Source organism: Micromonospora sediminimaris, assembly GCF_016863575.1.
GTDB lineage: Bacteria > Actinomycetota > Actinomycetes > Mycobacteriales > Micromonosporaceae > Micromonospora > Micromonospora sediminimaris.
Map to the genome: position 1 here is coordinate 20,531 of NZ_BOPD01000043.1, position 24,967 is coordinate 45,497.

Genomic DNA, 24,967 nt, shown 5'->3' on the forward strand with positions numbered 1-24,967 from the left:
GAAGGAGACACTGTGGGACGGATCAACGCGCGGCTCGTCGCCGGGGTGGGAGTCCTCACCCTCGTCGCCGCCGGCGCCGCCGGTTGCGGAGGCCGCCAGGACGCCGCGGCCACGGACGACACCGCGAGCGCCGTCACCTGTGAGGTGGCCGAGAACACCCGGGTGGGCATCGCCACCGGTAACGCCACCGGCGTCTACTACGTGGTCGGCAACGCCCTGGCCGGTCAGCTCGCGGACAGCACCGGCGGCCGGTTGACCGGCACCGCAGCCGAGACCGGAGCATCGGTCCAGAACATCGAACAGCTCGTCGGTGGCCAGTACGACGTGGCCTTCTCGCTGTTCGACACGGCCGTCAACGCGGTGGAGGGCAAGGACAGCTTCAGCGCACCGCAGCCGGTCGAGGCGCTGGCCCGGATCTACGACAACTACACCCAGGTGGTCGTCCGGGCCGACGCGGGGATCAACTCGGTGGCCGACATGCGCGGCAAGAAGATCTCGACGGGCTCCCCCAAGTCCGGCACCGAGGTCATCGCGAACCGGCTGTTGGAGGCCGCCGGCCTGAACCCGGCCACAGACGTCCAGGCCCAGCGGCTCGACCTCACCAAGACCGTGGAGGGCGTCAAGGACGGCACCGTCGACGGTTTCTTCTGGTCCGGCGGGCTGCCCACCGGCGGCCTCACCGACCTGTTCACCACCGCTGGCGACAAGGTCAAATTCATCGACATCACGCCCTTGCTGCCTAAGATGAGCGAACTGAACCCCGCGTACCAGGCCGGCACGATCGGCAAGGACGTGTACTCCACAGTGGCGGACACCCCGACCATCGTGGTCCCGAACGTGCTGCTCGTCCGCAAGGACCTCGACGCCAACGTGGCCTGCGCCATCACTCGGACCGTGTTCGAGAAGAAGGACGCGCTGGCCCAGGCCAATCCCGCTGCCAAGGGCATCGCCCTGGACACCGCCCGCAAGACCGACCCGGTCGGTCTGCACCGGGGCGCGGCCAAGGCGTTGCAGGACCTCGGCGCGAGCTGACCGACGGCGGCCGGGCCGGCGTCTGACACCCCGGCCCGGCCGCCCCCGACCTCGGGAGACCCCCGTGCCGCTGTCCTCGCTGGCCCGCGTACGCCGGCACAACCGTCCGTCCGGCCACACCGGCCGACTCTGGTCGGTGCGTACCCAACTGCTCGCACCGATCCTGATCGCCACCGCCGGCCTGCTCGTGCTGGGGGCCATCCAGACCGGTGACGCCCTGGCCGCCTCCGCCGACGCCGAACGGGCCCGCGTGCTGGCCGGCACCGCCACCGCCACCGTCTCGCTGGTACACGAGCTGGAACGGGAACTCGGTGAGACGGCGGCGCTCCGCCAGCGCGGCGGTACCTCCGGCCGGCAGTTGGTCGACGCCCAGCGGCACCGGGTCGACGAGGCCAGCGAACGCTACCGGACCGCCAGCTCCGACGCCCGCCGCACCGCCCCGGACCTCGGCCACGACCTCGACGGCGTGACCGAACACCTCGACCAGCTCGACGAGGCCCGGATCGCCGCGCTCACCACCGACAATGCCGACGGGATCTACGTGGCGCTGGTCGAGTCGCTGCTCGCCGTCGCCGACGCGCTGCCCGCTCAGCTACGCGACCCTGAGCTGGCCAACCGCGCCCGTGAGGTGGCCGCCGTCGCCGCCCAGGAACACCTGGCGTCGCTGGAACGTGACCTGCTCCGGGCAATCTTCGTGCGAGGTGAGCTGGTCGAGGGCGAACTCGCCCGGCTGGGCCGGCTGCGCGGCGCGCAGGAGCAGCGGCAGGCCGAGTTCTCCCGGATCGCCGGGGAACGCGCCACCGACGCGTACACCCGTCTGATCGCCGGCGGCGACGTCTCCACCGCCCGCCGGATGCGCGACAGCGCATTGAACGCCGACGCCGAGCCGGCCGCGCTGCCCGCCGACGGAGACGCCTGGTACGTCGCCCAGAGCGGTGCCATCCGCCGATTCAACCTGCTCGGCCGGGAACTCTCCGACGAGCTGGACCAGCGCGCCGCCGAGTTGGCCACGGACGCCCGACAACGGGCATTGGTCACCGGCGGATCCACCGCCGGCCTGGCGCTGGTCTCGCTGGCCAGCGCCGCGCTGCTGGCGGTACGCACCAGCCGCCGGCTGCGCCGGCTACGGGTGGCGGCGCTGACCATGGCACATCGGGAGCTGCCCGAGCGGATCACCGCCATCGCGGCCGGCGACAGCGGCCCGACGGAGGGCACCGCCTCGCAACTCACCGCGGGAATCAGCCGTGGACGCGACGAGATCGCCCAGGTGGCCGAGGCGTTCGACACCGTCAACCGGGCCGCGCTGCGGCTCGCCGGTGCGCAGGCCGAACTGCGGATGGACGTGACCCGGATGGTCGAGGCGCTGGCCCGCCGGATCCGGACGCTGATCACCCGGCAGCTGCGGCTGCTCGACGAGTTCGAGCAGGAGGAGACGGATCCGGACGCGTTGGCCCGACTCTTCGCCCTCGACCATCTCGCCGCCCGGATGCGGCGCAACGGAGAGAACCTGCTGGTCCTGGCCGGCGGCGAGCCCGGACGCTCGCAGGACGGCCCGCATCTGGTGGCCGACGTCGTACGCGGCGCCGCCTCCGAGATCGAGGAGTACGCCCGGGTCGAGATCGACGTGCCCACCGCCGGTGTGCACGGTTCGGCGGTCGGCAACCTGGTGCACCTGCTGGCCGAGCTGTTGGAGAACGCCACCTCGTACTCCCCGCCGCACACCCCGGTGCACGTGGACGGTCGACGTACCGTCGACGGGCTGACCCTGCGCGTACACGACCAGGGCATCGGCATCGGCGAGAACCGGCTGGCCGAGATCAACGAGCGGCTGCGCGCCCCGGCCGCGTTGTCCAGCGCCGCGGCCGGCAGCATGGGCCTGCACGTGGTGGCCCACCTGGCCGCCCGGCACGGCATCCAGGTGCGGCTGCACAGCGCCGGTGCCGGAACGGTCGCCCAGGTGGACGTGCCGGAGTCGCTGCTGACCCGGATGGAGCAGCTCACCGGCCGTCCGAACGCGGTCGGCCGGCCGGCGCCCCCGGCCGCCGGCGCCTGGTTCCGGCACCGGGGCGCTCCGGCGGTGGTCGGTGCCGCAGCAGACCGGTACGACGTGCACCGCGCCCCCACGATGACGCTGCCGGTGGTGGGCAACGGCGCAGCGGCCTGGTCACCCGAACAGCCCGGTCAACCGCACTACCGACCGCCCGCACAGCCCGTCGGCGTCGCGCCGAACGGGCCACCCGCGTCGGCCAACGGCGCGTCGACCTGGCGACCCGGCGCCGCCCGCCCCGAGGAAGCCACCGCGGCCGGCCTGCCCCGGCGGGTACGCGGCGGCGGCCTTCAGTCCGAACTGCACGACGTGCCGCCGCCGCAGGCCGCGCCGGACCTGCTCGACCCCGAGGTGGTACGGGCCCGGCTGTCCGCCCTCTCCGCCGGGGTGGCCCACGCGATGCGACGTAACCAGCAGACGAACGGGAGACCCTGAATGATGCCCAACGGCAGCCCCGGCCTCGACTGGCTCCTGGCGAACTTCGCCGAGCAGGTACCGGACGTGTCGCACGCCCTCGCCGTCTCCGGGGATGGGCTGCGGCTGGCGGCCTCGCCGCACCTCTCGACCGACCAGGCGGACCAGCTCGCCGCCGTGATCAGCGGCCTGGCCAGCCTGACGGTCGGCGCTGCCCGGCTGATGTCCGCCGGCCGGGTCCGACAGCAGATCGTAGACATGGACGGCGGCGTACTGCTGGTGATGGCGGTCGGTGACCGCGCTCTGCTCGGCGTACTGGCCGCCGCCGGCTGCGACCTGGGTCAGATCGGCTACGAAACGGCGACGCTGGTCCAGCGGGTCGCCGAGGCGCTCGAACCGGCGGCCCGCAACTGGGCGGAGCACCCCGGCGGAGTGCCGGCATGAGCCGGGGGCGGCGGTTGGTGGCGGCCCTGCTGGCGGTCGCGCTGGTCACCGCCTGCGGTGCCGAGCGCGCCCCGGAGGCTCGGCCGTGGCACGACGGGCGCATCTTCCTCGCCACCGGCAACACCACCGGGGTCTACTACCAGCTCGGCGGCGGCTACGCCGATGTGATCAGCCGCCACCTGCCCGGCTACGAGGCTCGGGCGGAACCGACCGGGGCCTCCGTCGAGAACATCACCCGGCTGGCCGACGGCGACATGGAGATCGCTTTCAGCCTCGCCGACACGGCGGCGGACGCCACCGCCGGCCGTGGCGCCTTCGACGGTCGCCCGCAACCGGTTCGGGCGCTGGCCCGGGTCTACAGCAACTACACCCACGTGATCGTCCGCGCCGACGCGCAGATCGCCGACCTCGCGGGACTGCGCGGCAGACGGGTCTCCACCGGCTCACCGAAGTCCGGCACCGATGTCATCGCCGGTCGGCTGCTCACCGCCGCCGGACTGGACCCCGAACGGGACGTACGCCGAGCCCGGGTCTCGCTGCCGGAGACGGTGGCCCGGATGCGCAGCGGCACGCTCGACGCAATGTTCTTCTCCGGCGGGCTACCCACTCCGGGCATCGCCGACCTGCTCACCAACGCCCCCGACCGGTTCCGGCTGCTGCCGGTCGCCGACCTGATCGAGCCGCTGAGCGCCACGCACGGCTCGGTCTACACCACCGCCGAACTGCCCCCCGACGCCTACGACACCCCCTCGGGCACCCCCACCGTGACGGTCCCCAACGTGATCCTGGTCAGCGCGGAGATGCCCGACGACCTGGCGTACGACCTGACCCGCCTGCTCTTCACGTATCAGGCCGACCTGGCCGTGGCGCACCCCGAAGCTCGCAACTTCAACCGCGAGTCGGCCGCCACCACCGACCCCATCCCCCTGCACCCCGGCGCCGCCCGCTACTACCAGGGCGCCTGACACTCACCGCTGGCAGTCGCGATCTGTGGCGTCGGGTTGCCAGCCGGCGGCCAGGAGGGCACGGCGGACGGTGTCGGCGACCTGCTCCGGGTGTGCCCGGACCAACCAGGCGGGGAAGCGGAGAATCCGCTCCCCCGCGGTCCAGACGTCATTCTGCCGGCGCATGTCCGCCGTCCACTGGCGTACGTCCATGTGGTGCGCGCCGTCGATCTCCGCGTGCACACCCCACTCCCGCCAGTACGCGTCCAGCCAGCGCGTCCGGCCCGCCGCGTCGGTCCGTCGCTGTTGCAGGTCGGGCCGGGGCAGACCGGCTCGACGGCAGAGCCGGACGAAGTCGATCTCGCTCAACGCCTGAGCGCCACCGGCGATGTCGTCGATGGTCTGCCGGATCAACAGCCGTCGGGGTGCGCGAGGCAGCACCTCCAGCACGGCGGCCAGTTCCTCCGGCAGCACCCGGCGCTGCTGGCAGCCGGCAGCGAGCGTCTCCTGCGCCACCCGTGGCGAGGGCGCCCAACTGGCGGCGTCGACAAGTGCCCGCGCGGTGGTCGTGCGCGGCGGACGGCCGACCTGGAGATGCTCGGCAGGCAGGACCGATGTCCGGTGCACCACCACGGCCGCCATATCGATCGGCAGGTGGCGCAGGGTGGTCCGCCCGGCCCGACGGGACGCCGGCACGAGCACGTGCAGCGGCTCGGGTCGCAGGCCGCGTACGCCCGCCTCGGTGGCTGCCGTGGCACCCGCGAGCACCGCACCCGCCCCGGCGGCGAGAACCGCGACCCACAGCTGCTGATCCCGGGTCAACCGGCCGTTGCCGGTCAGCAGCAGCCCGCGACTTATCGCCCGCCACCGCCGGGAACGCACCAACCCGCGCACGGCGGCGTCGCTCAGTACGGTGCGGGCCTGCGCGCTGGTGAGCACGCCGGCCTGCTCGAAGGCCAGCCACTCCAGCGTCCCAGCCGCCTCATCCGGAACCATCCACCGACCGTGGCCGTCCACCGACCCCAACACCACCAGATCTTGGACACTTCCCGTTACGCGCTAACGGATTCTGTCCAAGATTGACCAAATAGGACGGTGGAGCGTGGCGGGGTTACGGGTGTAGGGGGAGGTGCGTGAGGAAGCTGCGCCACGCGGTGGGCGGGAAGGCCAGCACCGGGCCGGTCGGGTCCTTGGAGTCACGCACGGCCACCAGACCAGGCAGGTTGTCGGCCACCTCCACGCAGTTGCCGCCGCCTCCGTTGCTGCGGGTGCTCTTGCGCCACCGGGCGCCGGTCATGTCCATGTCTCCGCCACTTCCGCGATCAGGTCGAGGGACTGCTGCTGCGATAGTGCCTCACCCCGGATCGACTCCCAAATCTCAACCATCTGCTGCACGTATTCCGAACGGTCAATCACCTGTGCGTGGCGCTGCCCCTCCAGGTAGACCACGTCCTCGCCCTGCGGGTAGGTCGCGATGACGAAGGGGCCGTCGAGCCCTGGATAGGCCCCCGCGGAGAGCGGCACGACCTGGATCCGAACCCGGGGCAGCGTCGAGCCGAGCTTGACCAGGTGCCGCAGCTGCTCGCGCATCATCTCCGGGCTGCCTATCCGGCGGCGCAGCACGTACTCGTCGATGACCACGGTGAACAACGGCGGTCGGTCCCGGGTGAGCACCGGTTGCCGGTCCAGCCGGTTCGTCACCTGTTGGTCGATCTCGTCCGGCGCGAACAATCCGGCGCCGTCCAGAATCGCGCGGGCGTATGCCTCGGTCTGCAACAGGCCCGGCACGTAGAGCGGCTCGAACGACCGCAACGCGGTGGCCTCGGCCTCGATGCCGGGCCAGTCGCGGAACCACGGCACCACTGTTTCCCGGCTGATTCGGCGCTGGATGCGCTCGAACCGACCGTCCCCGCCGAAGACGGTGTCGCTGCGGCGGGCGAAGTCCAGGCTGGGGCGGCGCTCACCGGTCTCCACCTTGGCCACCAGCGCGGCCGAGTAGCTGAGTGCCTCGGCCAGCGCGGTCTGTGACATGCCGGCACCGGCCCGGGCCAGCCGCAGCTCCTCGGCGAAGTGCTCCAGCATGGACGAGCGCTCCACGGACACCCTCCGTACATCCTCGTACCGTCTGGGACCGGCCGTGGACGCGCTGGTCGTCACCGCGCCGGGCCTCCCACCGTAGTCGTGTCCTCACCAGACTGTCACTCAGCGGAACCGCTCACGGGAACGGACGGCGGGCGGAACCAGGCCGGGGCGCCGGCAACACCCGACATTCGGCCGGCGCCCCCTCCACATCGACGGAGGCTTCATGCGAATCAGGTTCTGGCGATGCCGGCCCCCGGCGACACCCGCGCCGCTCCCCCAGCGCACCCGCAACACCCGCCCCCTGCCACCGGCCTGGTGGCAGGACATGACCGACCAGGTCACCTCGACCAACCCACCACCAGCGAGTTTCGGCCAGCCGCCGCATCCGAACCGGCCGGGACCAGGGACGCGCGCATCGGCCGCAGACCAATCCGGGCATCGGGTGCCATCGCAGCGGACCCAGGGTCGTCCGGACTGGGCGACGGCACCGACCCGGGTGTTCCCGCTCGTCCCCCGGCGGCGAGCCCGGGCAGCGCTGATGCCCCGCTACCGGCCGCATCTCGCGGCCCGCCCCTCGTGGCGGTGCCGGGTCTGCGGGGCCGCGTGGCCGTGTTCGCCGGCCCGGCTGGCGCTGCTCGGCGAGTACCGGGAGAACCGGACCGGCCTGCTGATCTATCTCGGCACGATGATGTACGACGCGGCCGGCGACCTCACCGGCCAGTATCCACCGGGCGTCCTGGCCGACCGCTTCCTCACCTGGGCCCGGCCCCGTTGAGACGCGTCGCGCCGTGGTGCTGGACTGTGGCACTCCTGATGCTAGACACGCCGACCGGAGGGCACCTGGAGTGCCACAATCTCCGCTGCCCGCGCCGCCCACCGCCCGAGCGCCGGCGGGAGCGTGGGCTACTTGTAGAGCAGGCGACCCATCCGGCGGGAGGCGATGAGCAGGCCGGCGGCGAGCACCGCGAGCAGGTAGAGCACGTCGAGTGTCCAGCTCCAGCCGCCGGTGTCGACGGTCAGCGCACGGATCAGGTGCACCGCCCGGTAGAGCGGAGTCACCTCGACCAGCCACCGCAGCACCGCCGGGTACGCCTCGGCGGGCACGAAGGTGCCGGAGAACAGGAACAGGACGAACTGCATCGAGCTCATCAGGTCGAAATCCTGCCAGCTGCGCATGAACGTGGCGATGGCCATGCCGAGCGCGCCGAACGCGAAGCCGACCAGCACCGCCGCCGGGAATGCGGCGAGCGCGCGGGCGGGCGCGGTCAGGTCCATCACCACCATCACCACGAGGAAAGCGGCCGAGTACGCGCTGCCCCGCAGCATCGCCCAGGCCAGCTCGCCGAGGGCGATTTCGAATGGCTGCACCGGGGTGGCGATCACCCCGTCGTACAGCTTCATGTACTTCATCTTCCCGAAGAAGTTGAAGGTGGTCTCCGCCAGCGCGCCGGTCATCGCCGACGAGGCGAGCATGGCCGGGGCGACGAAGGCCGCGTACGTCACCACCGCACCGCTGGGCAGCGTCAGGTCGCCGATCAGCGCACCCACCCCGACGCCGATGGAAAGCAGGTAGAGCAGCGGCTCGACGAAGCCGGAGACGAGCAGCAGCCAGTAGACGGACCTCAGGGCGGCGACGTTCCGTTCGGTGACCGACGCGGATCGCCGCGACGCGGCCGAGACGTCGACAAGCCGGGGCAGCACCAGAGTGACCATGACCCTCTCCTAGACGACGAGCCGGCGGGCGAAGACGCGGCGGGCGAGCAGCCATCCTCCGGCCGCCCAGGCGGCCAGGTAGCACAGGTGGCCGATCACCGACCACTGCGGGGCGACGCCGAGCACCGCCGCGCGGCACAGGTCCACGGCGTGCCAGAGCGGCGTGACGTACGCGAGCCAGCGCAGCGCCAGCGGCAGCGACTCGACCGGGAAGAACACCCCGGCGAACAGGGTCATCGGGATCACCGCGAAGCGGAACAGCATGGCGAGCCAACTGTCCGAGTCGACCGACGCGGCGTACGCGAAGGTGGGCGCGGCGACGGCCAGCGCGAGCAGCGCCGCCACCGGCACCGCCAGCACCGCCCACGGCGAGCGCAGCGCCCCCAGCACCCCGGTCACCAGGAGAAACGCGATGACGGCGGTCAGCACCCGGAACAGTACGAACGAGAGGTGACCGGCGAGGATGTCGGCCACCCGCAGCGGCGACGAGCGCTGCCCGAGGTAGATCTTCTGCCACTGGAGGTTGCCGAACACCGGCCAGGTTGACTCGCTGATCGCCACCTGCAACGCCGTCGAGGCGAGCAGCCCGCCGGCGATCCATTCCAGGTAGGAGACGCCACCCACGCCCTGGTCGATGTACGCCCCGACGCCCACCCCGAACCCGAGCACGGTGAGCGTGGGCAGCAGGAAGGACGAGAAGGCGCCGGCCCGCCAGGTGCGCCGGTAACCCACCAGGTGGTATTCGAGTACGGCGAGGGCCGGCACCCGCGGCAGGGCGGGTCGGTCTCGGGTGAGTTGTGCCGTCACGGCAGCCCCTTCCAGCAAGTCCTGGCTCAGTCGACGAGGGTGCGGCCGGTGAGGTGCAGGAAGACGTCCTCCAGGCTGCTGCGTCGGACCAGCACGTTTGTCGGTCGCAGCCCGAGCGCGGCCACCTCGGCCACCGCCGCGTCACCGTCGGACACGTAGACCAGGACCCGGTCGGGCAGCACCTCGACGCGTTCCCCCAGCGCGTCCAGCTTGCCGGCGAACGTCTCCTGCGACTCGGCGGCGAACCGCAGCTCGACCACCTCGCGGGTGGCATGCTGCTCGATGAGCGCGCGCGGCGACCCCTCGGCGACGATCCGGCCGCCGTCCATCACCACCAACCGGTCACAGAGCTGCTCGGCCTCGTCCATGTAGTGCGTGGTGAGCACCAGCGTGACGCCCTGCTGCTTGAGCCGGAACAGCCGTTCCCAGACCAGGTGCCGGGCCTGCGGGTCGAGACCTGTGGTCGGCTCGTCGAGGAGCACGATGTCCGGCTCGTTGACCAACGCGCGGGCGATGGTGAGCCGGCGCTTCATGCCACCTGAGAGCGGCTCGACCTTGCTGTCCGCCCGGTCGCCGAGCTGCACGAAATCCAGCAGCTCGGCGGCCCGTGCCCGGGCCACCCGGCGGGGAATGCCGAAGTAGCGGGCGTACGTCGTGAGGTTTTCCCGGACGGTCAGCTCGGGGTCGAGGTTGTCGAGCTGTGGACAGACGCCGAGCCGAGCCCGGATGGCTGGCCCGTCCCGCACCGGATCCATGCCCAGGATGTGCAGCTCTCCGCCGCTGGGCGGCGAGGTGCAGCCGACCATCCGCATGGTGGACGACTTGCCGGCGCCGTTGGGCCCCAGGAAGCCGAACGCCTCACCGGCGCTGACCTCCACGTCGATGCCGTCGACGGCAGTGAAGTCGCCGAACCGCTTCACCAGCCCCCGTGCCTGAATGAGTGGTCGCCCCGTGGTCACTCCCGGACCCTAGACACCCGGTCCGACACTTCCCAACGGATTAACGAGTTCAGAGGTCGGCGGGGGTGGTGGCGGTGCGGGCGGCGGCGACGAGGCGGTCGGTTTCGGCGAGGACGTCGGGGGCGTCGGTGGGGGTACCGGGGTCGTAGTGGACCATCCAGGTCAGACCGTCACTGCCGGGCACCCGGCGACCGACGATGCGGCCGGATCCGCCGGGCAGGGCGTGGTGCTGGGTGTACGCGACGGAGCGGGTGACCCGGGTGCGTACCTGGTGCGGCAGCTCACCCGGATCGAGCAGCAGGTACCGCTCGGCCGGCAGCTCGGCGACCACCAGGTAGCCGTCCCGCTCGGCGACCCGCTCACCCGGGGTCACGGTCAGCTCGCGGCCCGACCAGACCGCCTTGACCACGTCGTGCCAGCCGATCCGGTGGCCCCGGCCGGGCAGCCAGAGCCCGAGGTTGGTGGCGACCACCACCCCGTCGCCCTCCCCGTTGCCGGCGGCGGCCCAGGCCAGCACCCGTTCGTCGCGCTCCAGCGGCGGCCGGTCGGCCGGTGGCAGCTTCGGCCGGCGGCGGAACAGTGGCATCCCTACAACCCTCCCGCCGCCTGCTCGCGCAGGGCACGGGCGTGCTGCTCCAGCGAGAGCAGCTCACCGAAGGCGGCGAAGTACTCGTCCTTGTTGTTTACCGGATTGATCCGCTGGATCCGGGACTTCAGCTCCCGGATCCGTGCGGTGACCGACCCCCACTGCAACCGGGCCATGGTGATCGAGACGTAGCGCGGGTCCGGTTCGCCGTCGATCCGCAACGGTTCCACGGCCAGCTCACCGACCAGGGCCTGGGCGGCGAGATCCTCGCAGGCGTCGCGTACCGCCTCGATCCACACCGCGCCGCCGGCTGCCGACGCGACTCCGCCGGCCGCGGCGACCGCCGCCCGGACGGCCACGTGCACCGGATGCCGGTAGTCGGTCGCCTCGACCGCGTCGAACATCGGACCGGCCAGCACCGGCTCCTGGAGGGCCAGCTTCAGCGCCTCCCGCTCGACCATCGACTGCGGGCTGTCCACACTCGGCTCGGTCCGGGCCGGCAGGGTCATAACAGCCGAACCTCCAGACTGACGTGCAGCCGATTCGCTCGCCACAACAGCCCTGCTGACTTCATCCGGCTCAAGTCCGAGATAGCCAGCAAGCTCACGGCAGTAGTGGATGCGACGGTCCCGTCGCTTGAGTTGGGCGACCATCGGTGCCGTAGCGTTCAGTGCCCTAATTCGGCCCTCGACATGGTCAAGATCGAAGCGACTCACTCGCGACCGAAGCGCATAGGAGATCATCGGTTCACGCCGCGCGATTAGGTCCCGAACGGCGGGGTCACCCTTCGCCATCCGCAGATCGCAGGGGTCCATGTTGTCGGGACTAACGGCGATGTAGGTGGAGGCCATGAACTTGCCGTCATCGGAGAAGGCACGCAGAGCAGCCTTCTGGCCCGCAGCGTCACCATCGAAGGTAAAGATTACCTCTTCCATCGCTGTGTGGTCATCGAACAGCAGCCGGCGCAGTACGCCGATGTGGTCGGCGCCGAAGGCGGTGCCGCAGGTCGCCACGGCGGTCGGTACGCCGGCCAGGTGGCAGGCCATCACGTCGGTGTAACCCTCGACCACCACCACCCGACCCTGCTTGGCGATCTCCCGTTTGGCCTGGTCGATGCCGTAGAGCACGTGGGACTTCTTGTAGATCGGCGTCTCGGGGGTGTTCAGGTACTTCGGGCCGTCGTCGTCGGCGAAGAGTTTGCGCGCACCGAAGCCGATGACGTCGCCGGTCAGATCCCGGATCGGCCAGAGCAGCCGGCGGCGGAACCTGTCGATCAGGCTGCCGGAGCGGGCCGGGCGGGACAGCCCGGCGGTGACCAGTTCGTCGTGGCTGAAGCCACGCTGACGCAGGTGCTTGGTGAGCAGATCCCAGCCGTCGGGGGCGAAGCCGCAGCCGTACCGCTGCGCGGCGGCCCGGTCGAAGCCGCGCTCGGCCAGGAACTCCCGGGCGGGACGCGCGCCGGCCGTGGCCAACTGCGCGGTGTAGAACTCGACGGCGGCGGCGTGCGCGGCCACCAGCCGCTGTTTCTGGCCCTGTTGCGGACGGTTCGGTCGGGGCGCGGACCGGTCGTCCTCCACGTAGCGCAGTTGCAGACCGGCGCGGGCCGCGAGCCGCTCCACCGCCTCGACGAAGCTGAGGTGCTCGGCGTCCATCAGGAACTTGATCGCGTCACCGCCGGCACCGCAGCCGAAGCAGTACCAGACGTTGCGGGCGGGCGAGACGTTGAACGACGGGCTCTTCTCGTCGTGGAAGGGGCAGAGCCCTTTGAGGTTGCCACCACCGGCCGACTTGAGCGTCACGGTGTCGGAGATGATCTCGGCGATGGACGTACGCTCGCGGACCAGCGCGATGTCCTCGTCCCGGATCCGCCCCGCCATACCCGCCACCTCCTCGACCTACATCCTGCCCTGCCCGCACCGGGCGCGCGGAAGGGCCCCTTGGTGACGTCTCCGACAGCGGATGCGCCCTTGCCGACACCATCGACGCGGGGCGCGAACACCGACGCCGCGCCGTTCCGCCACGGAGGCGGAACGGTGCGGCAGGCGGGCAGGACCGGTCAGCGGGGGCGGCGACGCAGGTAGCGGCGTACCGGCGGCGGATCCTCCTCCTCGTACGACCGGGCGGCGCGGACCGCGTCGGCCAGCCCGTGCGGGCGGGTGCGCGGCGGCCCGGCCAGCAGCGGATCGCGGGCCATGTCCTTGACCAGGGCCACGGCCAGCCCGAGCATCACCACCACGAACGGCAACGCCACCATGATGGTGGCCTGTTGCAGCGCGTCCAGCCCGCCGACGAGCAGCAGCACGGCGGCGACCGCGCCGATCAGGATTCCCCAGCTGACCACGACCAGCCGGTGCGGACGCAGCGCGCCCCGGGAGGTCAGCGAGCCGAGCACCAGCGAGGCGGAGTCGGCGCTGGTGACGAAGTACAGCGCGATGAGCACCATGGCCAGCACGCCGGTCAACGCCGCCAGCGGCAGCGCGTCGAGCAGACCGAACAGCGCCTGTTCGCTGCTGGCGGAGGCGTCCGCCACCAGGTCACGTACCCCGGTGGCCTGCACGCGCAGCGCGCTGCCGCCCATGATCGCGAACCAGACGGCGCTGGCGCCGCTGGGCACCAGGAGGACACCGATCAGGAACTGCCGCACGCTCCGGCCCCGCGAGATGCGGGCGATGAAGGTGCCGACGAACGGCGCCCAGGAGATCCACCACGCCCAGTAGAAGATCGTCCAGCCACCCAGCCAGGCCGGGTCGGAGAACGCCCCGGTCCGGGTGGACATGAAGACGAGGTTGCTGAGGTAGTCGCCGATCGAGGCCGGCAGCACCTCAAGGGTGTAGATGGTCGGCCCGACCACGAAGACGAAGAGCATCAGCGCGACGGCCAGCACCACGTTCGTGGTGGAGAGCCACTTGATGCCCCGGTGCAGGCCGGTGAAGGCGGAGATGACGAAGGCGAGCGTCAGCGCCCCGATCACCACCAGCTCCACCGCTGTGGAGTCCGGCACCCCGGCGACCAGGTCCAGTCCGGCGGCGACCTGGAGAGCGCCGAGGCCGAGGCTGGTGGCAGAGCCGAAGACGGTGGCGAAGACGGCCAGCAGGTCGATGACCTGACCGACGGCGCCGTCGGCACGGTCGCCGATGAGCGGGCGGAACGCCGCCGAGATCCGGTTCTGCCGGCCCCGTCGGAACGTCGAGTACGCCAGGGCCAGCGCCACCACCGCGTAGATCGCCCACGGGTGCAGGGTCCAGTGGAAGAGAGTGAACTGCATGGCCGCGGACGCCGCCTGCCCGGTCTGCGGCTCGACGCCGGTCGCCGGTGGTGGTGTGGCGTAGTGCTGGATGGGCTCGGCCACGGCGAAGAAGACCAGGCCGATGCCCATGCCGGCGCTGAACATCATGGCGATCCAGGCCAGCGTGCTGAACTCCGGCTCGTCGTCGTCCTTGCCGAGCCGGATCCGGCCGAACCGGGACAGCGCCAGCACCACCGCCAGCACCAGGAAGGCGTTGGCCGCCACCACGAAGAACCAGCCGAACGTGTCGATCACCCAGGCCAGACCCGATTCGCCGACACTCGCCAGCGAGTCACGGGCCAGAACCCCCCAGAGCACCACGGCGAGCACTCCGCCGACGCCCAGGCCCAGCACGATCGGATCGATCGTGCCGCCCCTACCGCCAGGTTCGGCGGTCTTCTCGTCTACCTGCTCGCTCATGGTCACCCCTGACCATCCTCCCGTTCCCCTGCCGCCGTGCTCCGAGAATCCGGCTAATCGCACCCTGAGAGTCGACTTTCGGCCGTTTAGGGGCGCGTTGGGGTGCCACCTTGCCGGTTATCGGCTCGACGGTCAACCGAGCGGCACGGGAACGCGGCCCTGTTCGTCGGCCTCGACCTGGCGGTTCCAGTCCGGCTTGGTGGCCCGCCAACCCTCGTCGTCCAGGCCCTTTCGCCAGTAGCCGGAGATGGACAGCCACTCGCGGGGCACCGACCGCTCCACCCGCAGCAACCGGCGCAACTGGCGGACGAAGGACGCCTCACCGTGCACGAAGGCGTGCACCGTGCCGGGCGGGAAATTCAGCTCACGCACCGCGTCCACCAGCGCCTCACCCACCGGGCGTACGCCCCGGTGCAGCCAGGTCAGCCGGACCGCGCCGGGGCTGGGCAGCGGCTGTTCGTCGGCCGGGCCGTCGACCTCGACGAAGACGTACGCGGGCGCACCGACGGGCAGCCGGGCCAGGGAAGCGGCGATCGCCGGCAGGGCGCTCTCGTCGCCGACCAGCAGGTGCCAGTCGGCCGCCGGGCTCGGCGCGTACGCCCCACCCGGGCCGACGAACAGCACCTCGTCACCGGGACGCAGCCCCGCCGCCCACGGGCCGGCCAGCCCTTCGTCGCCGTGGTGCACCACGTCGACGGTCAGTTCCCCGGCCGCCGCGTCCCAGGCGCGGACCGTGTACGCGCGCAGCCGGGGCCACTGCTCGCGCGGCAGGTCGCGACGAATGGCGGCGAGATCGAGTGGGCGCGGGTGGTCGATCCCGGCGACCGGAAAGACGATCTTGATGTAGTGGTCGGTGAACTCGCCGACCGGCAGGCCGGCCAGTTCCTCCCCGCCGAGCACCAGCCGGACCACGTGCGGGGTGGGCCGCGACGTGCGCAGTACGCGGGCGGAGGTGACCTTCTTCGAACGATCCGTCATTCGGTTAGGCTAACCTAACTCCCGTGCGCCGTTCGGCCCCCGGTCCGGATGTCAACTTCTGATCAGTCGATCATGCCAGGCCAGGGCGGCGGGGTCGGTAAGCGAGGCCACCTGGTCGATCACCACCCGCAGCCGGGCTTCGTCATCGGGTGCGTCCCGCCACAGCGGGGCGAAGACCGGATCGAGCGCCCCAGGTGCCCGCGCGGCCAGCGTCGCCACGAGCCCCGCAATTATCTCCCGCTGCCGCTGGTAGCGACCCTGCGCACCGGGCCGACGCATCACGTAGCGCAGGGCGATCCCCTTGAGCAGCGCGCACCGGGCACGCAACGGCCGGGGTACGACCAGGTCGGCCGCGTACCGCCGGTGTGGCCCTGGCCCGAAGCGTTCGGTGGTGGCCGCAACCGCGGTCGCCACGAACTGACCGGTCAACACGCTGGTGGTCGCCTTCAGGGCGGCCTGGGCCCGATGGCTGCCGTCGTAGCCGGCCAACGGGGCGAGCACCGGGTCGGCGAGCAGCCCGGTCAGCGTCTCGTCGAGGTAGTCGGCCGACTCGGTCGAATAGACGGCGGCGACGTCGGCGCAGAGCGCCGCCCGCTCGTCGGAGTCGACGAGCAACGGCTCCAGCGTGAGGTAACCACCGTGGATGCCGTCCTCGACGTCGTGCACCGAGTACGCCACGTCGTCGGCCCAGTCCATCACCTGCGCCTCCAGGCACTGCCGCTCGCCGGCCGGCGAGCCCTGCCGCAGCCAGGCGAAGGCGGGCAGGTCGTCGGCGTACACCCCGAACTTGCGCCGGCCAGGCTGGCGGGTCCACGGGTACTTGCCGACCGCGTCCAGCGAGGCACGGGTCAGGTTCAGCCCGGCGGACGTCCCGTCCGGGCCGTACACCTTCGCCTCCAGCCTGGTCAGGACCCGCAGTGTCTGGGCGTTGCCCTCGAACCCACCGCAGTCGGCGGCCAGCTCGTCGAGCGCGGCCTCGCCGTTGTGGCCGAACGGCGGGTGCCCGAGGTCGTGGGCCAGCCCGGCGGTGTCCACCACGTCCGGATCACAGCCCAGCCGGGCACCCATCTCCCGGGCGATCTGGGCCACCTCCAGCGAGTGGGTCAGCCGGGTACGCAGGAAGTCGTCGGTGCCGGCCGTGTGCACCTGGGTCTTCGCGGCCAGCCGGCGGAACGCCGCCGAGTGCAGCACCCGGGCCCGGTCCCGCTCGTACGGGGACCGGCCGTGCTCCGGGTCCTTTACCGGCTCCGCCACCCGACGCGCCGCGTCCGGCTCACCGGAGGCAGCACTCAATCCCCACGCTGCCGCAGCACGCAGAACTCGTTGCCCTCCGGGTCGGCCAGCACCGTCCAGTCGTCGCCGTCCTGCCCGATGTCGACGTGCCGGGCACCCATGTCGACAAGCCGTTCCACCTCGGCCTCCCGGTCGGTCGGGCGCAGGTCGAGGTGCAGCCGGTTCTTGCTCTCCTTGACGCCGGTCACCGGCACGAACACGATGCCGGGCAGCCGGTCCGCGCTCTGCCGGATCTCCACCTCGTCGGGTCGCTCCTCGACCACCTGGTACCCGAGCGCCTCGGCCCACCAGCGGGCCAGCCGCCCCGGATCACGGGCATCGACGGTCAGGCTCTCCCACACGGCGGTCATGCCGGCACCGCCACCGCGACACCGACAGCCTCCGACAACTCGGCACGCGATCCCATCCGTCCACCCCTTCGCGAAACGACTGTCCACGGGCGAAGTCAGGTTACGCCCGAGGCCCCGGTTCGGCGCGCCGACGACGTGCCCACGGCGGGCCCACATCCTCCGATCAGACGAGAGTTGTCGCCCGATTGCCGACGGTAACGGGATCGCACTCATCGACATCCACGGGTAGCGTCGCCATCGCGGAACGTCACCTGTTGCGGCGAGACACGACCGGTGGGAGAGACACGCTCGTGAACGCGGAAACGATGATGGGTACCGAGCTCCGGGGGCTGCGCCGACGCCGTCCCGAGGTCGCCGGCACGGTCCTCGCCGGCACGGACGGCCTGCTCATCTCCAGCGACCTGCCCACGACCGACGCCACTCACCTGGCGGCGCTGGCCGCAGCCAGCTTCGGCCTCGGGCATCGGATGGCCGCCACCGTGCGGCAAGGCGAGTTCCACGAGTCCGTGGTGCACACCGCGGCCGGTTGCGTGGTCACCTACCCGGCCGGTCGGGATGCCCTGCTGACCCTGGTCGCCGCACCGGGAGCGGATCTGGCGGCACTGCGCGAAGAGGCCCGTGGGGTGGTCCGCCGCACCGGTCCGGCCCTCGCCGCCTGCCGCCGCCCGACGCTGCTGCCCGACCAGCCGGATCCGCACGCCCCGCTGGCGGTACGCACACCCATGGCCTCGATGCCGAACCAACGCCCCCGCCGCGCACAGTCCATCACTTGGCGGCGCCCCCCGATCTGACCGCTCCTGGCACCGGGCGGCATCCACACGCGCCGCCCGCCACGTCATGCGCCCCCGCGCCGCACTACCCGTGCCCGCGCCACGCCGCACCCCGCGCGCACCCCGCACGCCACGCCACCCCGCACGCCACGCGCCACCCCGCGCGCCATGCAGCAACATCGGGGATGTTGTCGTCTCACGGCCGCTCGACACAGCAACATCCCCGATGTTGCTGTGCTTCACCGCGCGGCACGACGCAGCGCGGCGCGGCACGACGCAGCGCGGCACGACGCAGCGCGGCGCGGCACGACGCAACGCGGCGCGGCACGACGCAACGCGGCGCGCGGCGGGTATGCGGCTCGCCCGGGGCGGGGCGAGCCGCCTGGTCAGCGACTGTCCGAGCCGCTGGTGACCACTGCCGCTCGGCCGGCCTCCAGCCGCGCCACCGGCACCCGGAACGGCGAGCACGAGACGTAGTCCAGCCCGACGGAGTGGAAGAAGTGCACCGAGTCGGGATCACCGCCGTGCTCGCCGCAGACCCCGAGCTTGAGCCCCGGGCGGGCCGCCCGCCCTTCCTCGGCGGCGATGCGTACCAGCCGACCGATCCCGTCGGCGTCGATGGACTCGAACGGTGAAATGCCGAAGATGCCCAGCTCCAGGTAGCGCCAGAAGAACGCTCCCTCCACGTCGTCGCGGGAGAAGCCCCACCCCATCTGGGTCAGGTCGTTGGTGCCGAAGGAGAAGAACTCCGCGGCCTCGGCGATCTGCCCGGCGGTCAACGCCGCCCGGGGCACCTCGATCATCGTGCCGATCAGCACGTCGACGTCGCTGCCACCTACCACCTCGGCGATGATCCGCTCGGCCTCGGCGCGTACCGTCTCCAGTTCCTGGACCGCGCCGACCAGCGGGACCATGATCTCCGGGCAGGGACGTACGCCCTGGCGGGTGCACTCCACAGCCGCCTCGGTGATCGCCCGGACCTGCATCGCGAACAGGCCGGGGATGACCAGGCCCAGTCGTACGCCGCGCAGCCCGAGCATCGGGTTCTCCTCATGCATCCGGCGTACCGCCGCCAGCAGCGCCTCCTCTTTGGCGACGTCCTCGCCGCGCTCCTGGGCGACCGCCACGTTTACGGCGAGCTGTTCCAGCGGCGGCAGGAACTCGTGCAGCGGCGGGTCGATCAACCGGACGGTGACCGGCAGGCCGTCCATCTCCCGGAAGATCTCCACGAAATCCGCCCGCTGCAACGGCAGCAACGCGGCGAGCGCGTCCTCCCGCTCGGCCGGATCGCGGGCCAGGATGAGCCGTTCCACCAGCTCACGCCGGTCGCCGAGGAACATGTGCTCGGTGCGGCACAACCCGATGCCCTCGGCGCCGAAGCGCCGGGCCCGGGCCGCGTCGGCGGCGGTGTCGGCATTGGTACGCACCGCCAGCCGCCGGCTGCCGTCCGCGTGCGACATGATCCGGTGTACGGCCCTGACCAGCGCGTCGTCTGTGGACGCCGGATCGAGTTCACCCTCGAAGTAGCGGACCACCTCGGACGGGCTGACCGGCACTTCGCCCAGGTACACCTTGCCGGTGGTGCCGTCGATGGAGACGACGTCTCCCTCGGTGACCGTGTGTCCGGCCACGGCGAACCGCCGCTTCGGCACGTCGATGTCCAGTTCGTCGGCACCCGAGACGCAGGTCTTGCCCATGCCCCGGGCGACCACGGCGGCGTGACTGGTCTTGCCGCCCCGCGAGGTGAGGATGCCCTTGGCGGCGATCATGCCGTTGAGGTCGTCCGGGTTGGTCTCCCGGCGGACCAGGATGACGGCCTCGCCCGCGGCGGCCAGCTCGACCGCGCGGGCCGAGGTGAAGACCACCTTCCCGACCGCCGCGCCCGGCGAGGCGCCGATACCGGTGGCGACCGGCTGGAACTCGTGGTCGAGCTGGAAGCGCGGGAACATCAACTGAGCCAGTTGTGCGCCGTTGACCCGGTGCAGGGCCTCGTCGAGGTCGATCAGGCCCTCGTCGACGAGTTGGCCGGCGATGACGAACGCGGCGGCGGCGGTGCGCTTGCCGACCCGGGTCTGGAGCATCCACAGCTTGCCGCGCTCGATGGTGAACTCGATGTCACACAGGTCCCGGTAGTGCCGCTCCAGCCGGGCCATGTAGTCGAGCAGTTCGTCGTAGGAGTCCTTGTCGATCCGCTCCAGCTCCTGCAACGGCACGGTGTTTCGGATGCCGGCGACGACGTCCTCGCCCTGCGCGTTGGCCAGGTAGTCGCCGTAGATGCCCTGGGCGCCGCTGGCCGGGTCGCGGGTGAAGGCGACGCCGGTGCCGGAGTCGGGACCGAGGTTGCCGAAGACCATCGCCACCACGTTGACGGCGGTGCCCAGGTCGGCCGGGATGCGCTCCTGCCGGCGGTAGACCACCGCCCGCTCGGCGTTCCACGAGTCGAACACCGCGCGGACCGCCAGGTCCAGCTGGTCGCGCGGCTCCTGCGGGAACTCCCGCCCGGTGTGCTTGGTGAAGATCTTCTTGTACGCGTCGACGAGTCCACGCAGGTCGTCCGCGTCCAGGTCCAGGTCGAGGTCGGTGCCCTTGGCACGCTTGGCCTCGTCGAGCGCATGCTCGAACTCCTCGCCCGGCACGTCGCAGACGGTCTTGCCGAACATCTGGATCAGCCGCCGGTAGGAGTCCCAGGCGAACCTGTCCGCACCGCCGGAGGCGGCCTGGTCGGTCGAGCCACCGGCCTGCCGGGCCAGTCCTTCGACGCTGCGGTCATTGAGACCGACGTTGAGTACGGTTTCCATCATTCCGGGCATCGAGAACTTCGCCCCGGAGCGTACGGAGACCAGCAGCGGGTCGTCCGGGTCACCGAGACGCCGGCCCATCTCGCGCTCCAGCGCCGTCAGGTGCGCGCTGATCTGGTCGGCCAGCCCGGCCGGTTCCGCACCCGTGTCGAGGTACGCCTTGCACGCCTCGGTGGTGATGGTGAAGCCGGGCGGCACCGGCAGGCCGAGATTGGTCATCTCGGCCAGGTTCGCTCCCTTGCCGCCGAGGAGGTCCTTGAGATCCTTGTTGCCCTCGGCGAAGTCGTAGACGTACTTGTGCTCAACCGTCTCTTGCGCTGCCACCAGAGCCTCCCACGCACCCGGATTGACACTTAACGAAGGTTAAGTTTTGTGATACCCCGAATCCACCAGCTGGTAATCCGGGGAGTCGTGCCGATCGGTGGGCGAAGGCTAAGCGAACAACGAGCGGCCCGGGAGCATTCGGTGACAATAGGCACAGCAATCACGACTGTTCGCGTTCAGCACGGTTTTTGGGAACGGTTCCACGCGCACATTCACGCAATTGCCGACCTCCCCGTACCCTTGACGGCACGCTCCGTCACCACCCCGCACCATTGCCACAACCGCCGCGAATACACCCCCTCGGGAGTCCTCGTGTCCGCCGCACCCGAACCACTCGACCCGCCCCAGCTCGCCGACCTCCCCGCACCGCCCGAAGCGGCACCCGCCCCGGAGGCGGAGACCGCCGCGCGCGCCGACGATGCGGCCCAGGCTGCCGGACGTACCGCTGGGGAACTGGCCCGGGCGGCGGAGCGGAAGGCGGCGGCGCTGCTCGCGCCGCCGGCACCGACCCGGCTGGGCGACGTGGTGCCCGCGCCGGAACGAGTCGAACCGGACGCGACGGCCGACTACCTGCTCGCCGCCGATGCGGTGATCCGGGTCAGCGCCGATCCGGCCGCAGTGGCCGTCGCCGGGCAGCTCGCCGCGCTGCTGCGCCCGGCGACCGGATACCCGCTGCCGGTGACCGATGCCGCCACGCCCGTACCGTCCGGTGGCATCGCCCTCGACCTGTCCGGCGAGGCCGCACTGGGTGCGGAGGGCTACCGGCTCGACATCACCACCGACGGCGTACGCATCGCCGCCGGCACCGCCGCCGGTCTCTTCCACGGGGTTCAGACGCTGCGGCAGTTGCTGCCCGCCGCCGTGGAGAGCGCCACGCCGGTCACCGAACGCTGGGTGCTGCCCGGCGGGTCGATTCTCGACCGCCCCCGCTACCCGCACCGCGGAGCGATGCTCGACGTGGCGCGGCACTTCTTCGGCGTCACCGACGTGCTGCGGGTGATCGACCACCTGGCCCGGTACAAGCTCAACCGGCTGCACCTGCACCTCACCGACGACCAGGGCTGGCGGATCGCGATCGACTCCTGGCCCCGGCTGGCCACCGTCGGCGGGGCCGGCGCGGTCGGCGAAGCCCCCGGCGGCTACTACACCCGGGCGGACTACCAACGGATCGTGGCGTACGCCGCCGACCGGCACATCACCGTGATCCCCGAGATCGACCTGCCGGGCCACACCCACGCGGCGCTGACCGCGTACGGCGAGCTGGCCCCCGACCGGGTCGCGCCGCCGCCGTACACCGGAACCGAGGTGGGCTTCAGCTACGTCGACCCGGCCAGCGAGCGCACCTACGACTTCGTCGCCGACGTGCTCGGCGAGATCGCCGCGCTCACCCCCGGGCGGTGGCTGCACATCGGCGGCGACGAGGCGTTCAAGGTGCCCGCCGAGGTGTACGCCGCTTTCGTCGAACGGGTGCAGCGCATCGTCGCCGGACTGGGCCGGGAAGTGATCGGCTGGCACCAGATCGCCCCCGCCGCCCACGCCGACCGGCGGATCCTCCAGTGGTGGGGCACGACCGGCGAGGATCCGGTGACCGCCGAGGCGGTGAGCCGAGGCGCCCGGCTGATCCTCTCTCCCGGCAACCACGCGTACCTCGACATGAAGTACGCCCCGGCCACCCCGATCGGGCACGACTGGGCCGGCCTGATCGACGTACGCCGGGCCTACGACTGGGATCCGGCCAGTCACCTGGCGGGCGTACCGGCCGAGGCGGTGCTCGGTGTCGAGGCGCCGCTGTGGACCGAGTCGGTGACCACCCTCGCCGAGATCGAGTTCATGCTGTTCCCCCGGCTGCCCGCCATTGCCGAGCTGGGCTGGTCACCCAGGTCGACGCACGACTGGGGGGCGTTCCGCGAGCGGCTGGCGGGGCACGGCCCACGCTGGGCGACGGCGGGCATCGCGTACCACCGCTGTCCGAAACTGCCCTGGCCGGCGACGCCACCGGTGCCCGCCCCGCGCAGGCCGTCGCCCGGCACCGAGCCGGCCGAGCCCTCGCCGGTCAGCCGTTCCGGCGAGCCGCCAGTCCGTCCAGGAACAGCTCCAGACCGAGGGTGAAGCGGTCCACCGGTCCGTCGGCGAACAGTGCGTCGCGCAGCGCGACGGTGTGCGGGAAACGGTCGGCGGGCAGGTCGCGGTAGTACTGCGCGACCTGTGCCCAGCGCCGTTGTGCTGCCGCCGGGCCATCGTGACCCATGACCCGCTGCCGCGCGGTGTCGAGGGCGTCGGCGGTGACGTAGAGCGAGAGCCGGTCGACCGCCCACGCGCAGACCTGGTCCGGAAAACCGGCCGTACGCAGGATCGCCAGTAACGCCTCCGCGATGCGGGCCGGGTTGCCACCGACTGGCGGACCCGACATGGCCACCGCGGCGATGTCGTTGTGCGCCAGCAGGACCCGTCGTACCTCGCGGGCCAGCGCGATGAGCGGCCCGCGCCAGTCCTCCGGGTGAGGCGGCGGCACGGCGACCTCGGCCAGCACCCGGTCGAGCACGAGTTCGAGAAGCTCGTCCTTACCGGTGACGTGCCGGTAGATCGAGGCCGGCCCGGTGCCGAGCCGGTCGGCGACGCTGCGCATGGTGACCGCATCCACGCCGGCTCGGTCGACCAGGTCGAGCGCGGCCCCGACGATCGCCTGCCGGGTAAGCGCAGGCTTCGTTCGGGTGCCCCGTCGAGCCGGGATCTCCGCACCGCTGTCGGTCATCCGGCTTCCTCCGCAGCTCCGGTGGCCGCCCCGATCCCGGCGGAACGGCCACAGCGTAGTCGAGGGTCGGCGAGACCAGCTTGCGAACATCGTTCGCCTTATGCGAACATCGTTCGCGTGAGGTCGATGAAGGATGTCAGGACGTGTATCGCTACTGCCGCAGCCATCCTCGCGCCGGCCACGATGATCGGCGTGGACCTGACCGACGGCGCGACCCGTCCCGGCTATCAGCTCACCCGGCACTGGATCAGCCATCTGTCCCTGGGTGACCTGGGCTGGCTCGGCACCGTCAAGCTCGTCGCCGTCGGCCTGCTGATCGTCGCCATCGCGATCGGGCTACGGGACCGGGCGAGGGCGGCCGGCGAGACGCCGCGCGGGGCAACCTGGAAATCCGTGGCCCTGGCCGGGCTGGCCCTGGTGTCCACGGCCGTATTTCCCATCGACCCCGGCCTCGACTACCCACCGGGTGCCATCGGGAGGCAAACCTGGCTCGGCGGACTCCACGACCTCGCGGGACTGCTCGTCGTCGCCGCGCTCACCGTGACCGCCTGGCGGCTGGGCCGGGATCTCGACCCACGCGGCGCGACGGTCAGGGCGGCCATCACCCACGCCGGTCAGCGCGCGGACGCTGACGCCGAACCTGCCGCTGGCGATGACACGGACGCCATCAGCGAATCCGGAATCGACGAACGCACGGACCCCACTGCCGGGCCCGCCTCCGGTCAACTGGTAGGCACCGGTGGCCAGCCCACCGGCTGGCGTGATGTGGGGCGGGGCGTCGCGGCGCTGGTGCTGACCGCCTTCCTGACCTGCGCCACGCTCGTCACCCTCGACCATGCCGGGTTGTTCCCCGGCGCGCCGGGTGGGGCGTTCGAGCGGATCGCGATATATGCCGGGATCGCCTGGCTCGGCGCTGCCGGCACCCGACTCCTGACCCGCCCCTGACACCCGGGTCATCATGTGGCCGG

General features: G+C 71.6%; 22 protein-coding genes. 8 read left to right on the plus strand and 14 right to left on the minus strand.

Annotated features, from left to right (window positions below; genetic code table 11):
- Window positions 1-12: 12 nt before the first annotated feature.
- From Vse01_RS26480 to Vse01_RS26495, 4 genes are all read left to right on the plus strand, one after another.
- On the plus strand, window positions 13-1,032 hold the full coding sequence (locus Vse01_RS26480; RefSeq protein WP_093401399.1) for a TAXI family TRAP transporter solute-binding subunit: 1,020 nt from the start codon (window positions 13-15) through the stop codon (window positions 1,030-1,032).
- Window positions 1,033-1,096: 64 nt separating this feature from the next.
- On the plus strand, window positions 1,097-3,514 hold the full coding sequence (locus tag Vse01_RS26485) for a sensor histidine kinase (protein ID WP_093401400.1): 2,418 nt from the start codon (window positions 1,097-1,099) through the stop codon (window positions 3,512-3,514).
- On the plus strand, window positions 3,515-3,937 hold the full coding sequence (locus Vse01_RS26490; RefSeq protein WP_170863267.1) for a roadblock/LC7 domain-containing protein: 423 nt from the start codon (window positions 3,515-3,517) through the stop codon (window positions 3,935-3,937).
- A complete protein-coding gene (locus tag Vse01_RS26495) occupies window positions 3,934-4,902 on the plus strand; it encodes a TAXI family TRAP transporter solute-binding subunit (protein ID WP_093401401.1) in 969 nt (322 codons plus the stop codon). Before Vse01_RS26490 ends, Vse01_RS26495 begins: the two co-directional genes overlap by 4 nt.
- Before the next feature lie 3 nt (window positions 4,903-4,905).
- On the opposite strand, the gene Vse01_RS26500 is transcribed toward Vse01_RS26495, so the two are convergent.
- From Vse01_RS26500 to Vse01_RS26510, 3 genes are all read right to left on the minus strand, one after another.
- Window positions 4,906-5,877 carry a putative endonuclease domain-containing protein gene (locus tag Vse01_RS26500; RefSeq protein WP_093401601.1) on the minus strand — a complete coding sequence of 324 codons (972 nt, stop codon included), beginning with the start codon at window positions 5,875-5,877 and terminating at the stop codon, window positions 4,906-4,908.
- A 115-nt stretch (window positions 5,878-5,992) separates the two neighbouring features.
- Entirely contained in the window at window positions 5,993-6,184 is a 192-nt protein-coding gene (locus Vse01_RS26505; protein WP_093401402.1) for a DUF397 domain-containing protein, read from the minus strand.
- The gene (locus Vse01_RS26510) at window positions 6,175-6,978 is read right to left on the minus strand and encodes a helix-turn-helix domain-containing protein (protein WP_232511003.1); all 804 of its coding nucleotides are present in this window, start codon (window positions 6,976-6,978) and stop codon (window positions 6,175-6,177) included. Before Vse01_RS26510 ends, Vse01_RS26505 begins: the two co-directional genes overlap by 10 nt.
- Before the next feature lie 523 nt (window positions 6,979-7,501).
- On the opposite strand from Vse01_RS26510, the gene Vse01_RS26515 reads away from it, so the two are divergent.
- On the plus strand, window positions 7,502-7,738 hold the full coding sequence (locus tag Vse01_RS26515) for a flavin reductase (protein WP_093401603.1): 237 nt from the start codon (window positions 7,502-7,504) through the stop codon (window positions 7,736-7,738).
- A gap of 128 nt (window positions 7,739-7,866) precedes the next feature.
- Here the strand turns inward: Vse01_RS26515 and Vse01_RS26520 are convergent, their stop codons facing one another.
- The 9 genes from Vse01_RS26520 to Vse01_RS26560 all read right to left on the minus strand — a co-directional run bounded on the left by Vse01_RS26520 (window position 7,867) and on the right by Vse01_RS26560 (window position 17,355).
- Complete coding sequence (locus Vse01_RS26520; protein ID WP_093401403.1) at window positions 7,867-8,676, minus strand: ABC transporter permease; 810 nt, start codon at window positions 8,674-8,676, stop codon at window positions 7,867-7,869.
- 9 nt (window positions 8,677-8,685) lie between these two features.
- Window positions 8,686-9,483 carry an ABC transporter permease gene (locus Vse01_RS26525; protein WP_093401404.1) on the minus strand — a complete coding sequence of 266 codons (798 nt, stop codon included), beginning with the start codon at window positions 9,481-9,483 and terminating at the stop codon, window positions 8,686-8,688.
- 26 nt (window positions 9,484-9,509) lie between these two features.
- On the minus strand, window positions 9,510-10,442 hold the full coding sequence (locus Vse01_RS26530) for an ABC transporter ATP-binding protein (RefSeq protein ID WP_093401405.1): 933 nt from the start codon (window positions 10,440-10,442) through the stop codon (window positions 9,510-9,512).
- Between the two features lie 49 nt (window positions 10,443-10,491).
- On the minus strand, window positions 10,492-11,028 hold the full coding sequence (locus Vse01_RS26535; RefSeq protein WP_093401406.1) for a hypothetical protein: 537 nt from the start codon (window positions 11,026-11,028) through the stop codon (window positions 10,492-10,494).
- Between the two features lie 2 nt (window positions 11,029-11,030).
- On the minus strand, window positions 11,031-12,905 hold the full coding sequence (gene dnaG, locus Vse01_RS26540; protein ID WP_093401407.1) for a DNA primase: 1,875 nt from the start codon (window positions 12,903-12,905) through the stop codon (window positions 11,031-11,033).
- A 179-nt stretch (window positions 12,906-13,084) separates the two neighbouring features.
- Window positions 13,085-14,668: a BCCT family transporter gene (locus Vse01_RS26545; protein ID WP_373870723.1), complete on the minus strand. Its 1,584-nt coding sequence runs from the start codon at window positions 14,666-14,668 to the stop codon at window positions 13,085-13,087.
- 198 nt (window positions 14,669-14,866) lie between these two features.
- Complete coding sequence (locus Vse01_RS26550; RefSeq protein ID WP_093401409.1) at window positions 14,867-15,712, minus strand: siderophore-interacting protein; 846 nt, start codon at window positions 15,710-15,712, stop codon at window positions 14,867-14,869.
- 51 nt (window positions 15,713-15,763) lie between these two features.
- Window positions 15,764-17,005: a deoxyguanosinetriphosphate triphosphohydrolase gene (locus Vse01_RS26555; RefSeq protein ID WP_093401410.1), complete on the minus strand. Its 1,242-nt coding sequence runs from the start codon at window positions 17,003-17,005 to the stop codon at window positions 15,764-15,766.
- Window positions 17,002-17,355 carry a VOC family protein gene (locus Vse01_RS26560; protein WP_093401411.1) on the minus strand — a complete coding sequence of 118 codons (354 nt, stop codon included), beginning with the start codon at window positions 17,353-17,355 and terminating at the stop codon, window positions 17,002-17,004. Before Vse01_RS26560 ends, Vse01_RS26555 begins: the two co-directional genes overlap by 4 nt.
- Window positions 17,356-17,663: 308 nt before the next feature.
- Here Vse01_RS26560 and Vse01_RS26565 point away from each other — a divergent pair, with 308 nt between their 5' ends.
- Window positions 17,664-18,146, plus strand: a complete 483-nt coding sequence (locus tag Vse01_RS26565) for a roadblock/LC7 domain-containing protein (RefSeq protein WP_232511006.1) — start codon at window positions 17,664-17,666, stop codon at window positions 18,144-18,146.
- A 365-nt stretch (window positions 18,147-18,511) separates the two neighbouring features.
- Here the strand turns inward: Vse01_RS26565 and ppdK are convergent, their stop codons facing one another.
- The gene (gene ppdK / locus Vse01_RS26570; protein ID WP_093401413.1) at window positions 18,512-21,247 is read right to left on the minus strand and encodes a pyruvate, phosphate dikinase; all 2,736 of its coding nucleotides are present in this window, start codon (window positions 21,245-21,247) and stop codon (window positions 18,512-18,514) included.
- A gap of 312 nt (window positions 21,248-21,559) precedes the next feature.
- On the opposite strand from ppdK, the gene Vse01_RS26575 reads away from it, so the two are divergent.
- Window positions 21,560-23,356, plus strand: coding sequence for a beta-N-acetylhexosaminidase (locus Vse01_RS26575; RefSeq protein WP_093401414.1), 1,797 nt, complete (start codon window positions 21,560-21,562; stop codon window positions 23,354-23,356).
- Here the strand turns inward: Vse01_RS26575 and Vse01_RS26580 are convergent.
- Window positions 23,301-23,999, minus strand: a complete 699-nt coding sequence (locus tag Vse01_RS26580) for a TetR/AcrR family transcriptional regulator (RefSeq protein ID WP_170863268.1) — start codon at window positions 23,997-23,999, stop codon at window positions 23,301-23,303. The genes Vse01_RS26575 and Vse01_RS26580 overlap by 56 nt on opposite strands.
- Before the next feature lie 126 nt (window positions 24,000-24,125).
- On the opposite strand from Vse01_RS26580, the gene Vse01_RS26585 reads away from it, so the two are divergent.
- Window positions 24,126-24,944: a DUF998 domain-containing protein gene (locus Vse01_RS26585; RefSeq protein ID WP_093401604.1), complete on the plus strand. Its 819-nt coding sequence runs from the start codon at window positions 24,126-24,128 to the stop codon at window positions 24,942-24,944.
- Window positions 24,945-24,967: the final 23 nt, after the last annotated feature.

Bases quoted from the DNA above. Each gene is read 5' to 3' on its own strand.
- Vse01_RS26490 (WP_170863267.1), top strand. From the start codon at position 3,515: ATGATGCCCAACGGCAGCCCCGGCCTCGACTGGCTCCTGGCGAACTTC.
- Vse01_RS26495 (WP_093401401.1), top strand. From the start codon at position 3,934: ATGAGCCGGGGGCGGCGGTTGGTGGCGGCCCTGCTGGCGGTCGCGCTG.
- Vse01_RS26500 (WP_093401601.1), bottom strand. From the start codon at position 5,877: ATGGTTCCGGATGAGGCGGCTGGGACGCTGGAGTGGCTGGCCTTCGAG.
- Vse01_RS26505 (WP_093401402.1), bottom strand. From the start codon at position 6,184: ATGGACATGACCGGCGCCCGGTGGCGCAAGAGCACCCGCAGCAACGGA.
- Vse01_RS26515 (WP_093401603.1), top strand. From the start codon at position 7,502: ATGCCCCGCTACCGGCCGCATCTCGCGGCCCGCCCCTCGTGGCGGTGC.
- Vse01_RS26520 (WP_093401403.1), bottom strand. From the start codon at position 8,676: ATGGTCACTCTGGTGCTGCCCCGGCTTGTCGACGTCTCGGCCGCGTCG.
- Vse01_RS26535 (WP_093401406.1), bottom strand. From the start codon at position 11,028: ATGCCACTGTTCCGCCGCCGGCCGAAGCTGCCACCGGCCGACCGGCCG.
- dnaG (WP_093401407.1), bottom strand. From the start codon at position 12,905: ATGGCGGGGCGGATCCGGGACGAGGACATCGCGCTGGTCCGCGAGCGT.
- Vse01_RS26550 (WP_093401409.1), bottom strand. From the start codon at position 15,712: ATGACGGATCGTTCGAAGAAGGTCACCTCCGCCCGCGTACTGCGCACG.
- Vse01_RS26560 (WP_093401411.1), bottom strand. From the start codon at position 17,355: ATGACCGCCGTGTGGGAGAGCCTGACCGTCGATGCCCGTGATCCGGGG.
- Vse01_RS26565 (WP_232511006.1), top strand. From the start codon at position 17,664: ATGGGTACCGAGCTCCGGGGGCTGCGCCGACGCCGTCCCGAGGTCGCC.
- Vse01_RS26580 (WP_170863268.1), bottom strand. From the start codon at position 23,999: ATGACCGACAGCGGTGCGGAGATCCCGGCTCGACGGGGCACCCGAACG.
- Vse01_RS26585 (WP_093401604.1), top strand. From the start codon at position 24,126: ATGAAGGATGTCAGGACGTGTATCGCTACTGCCGCAGCCATCCTCGCG.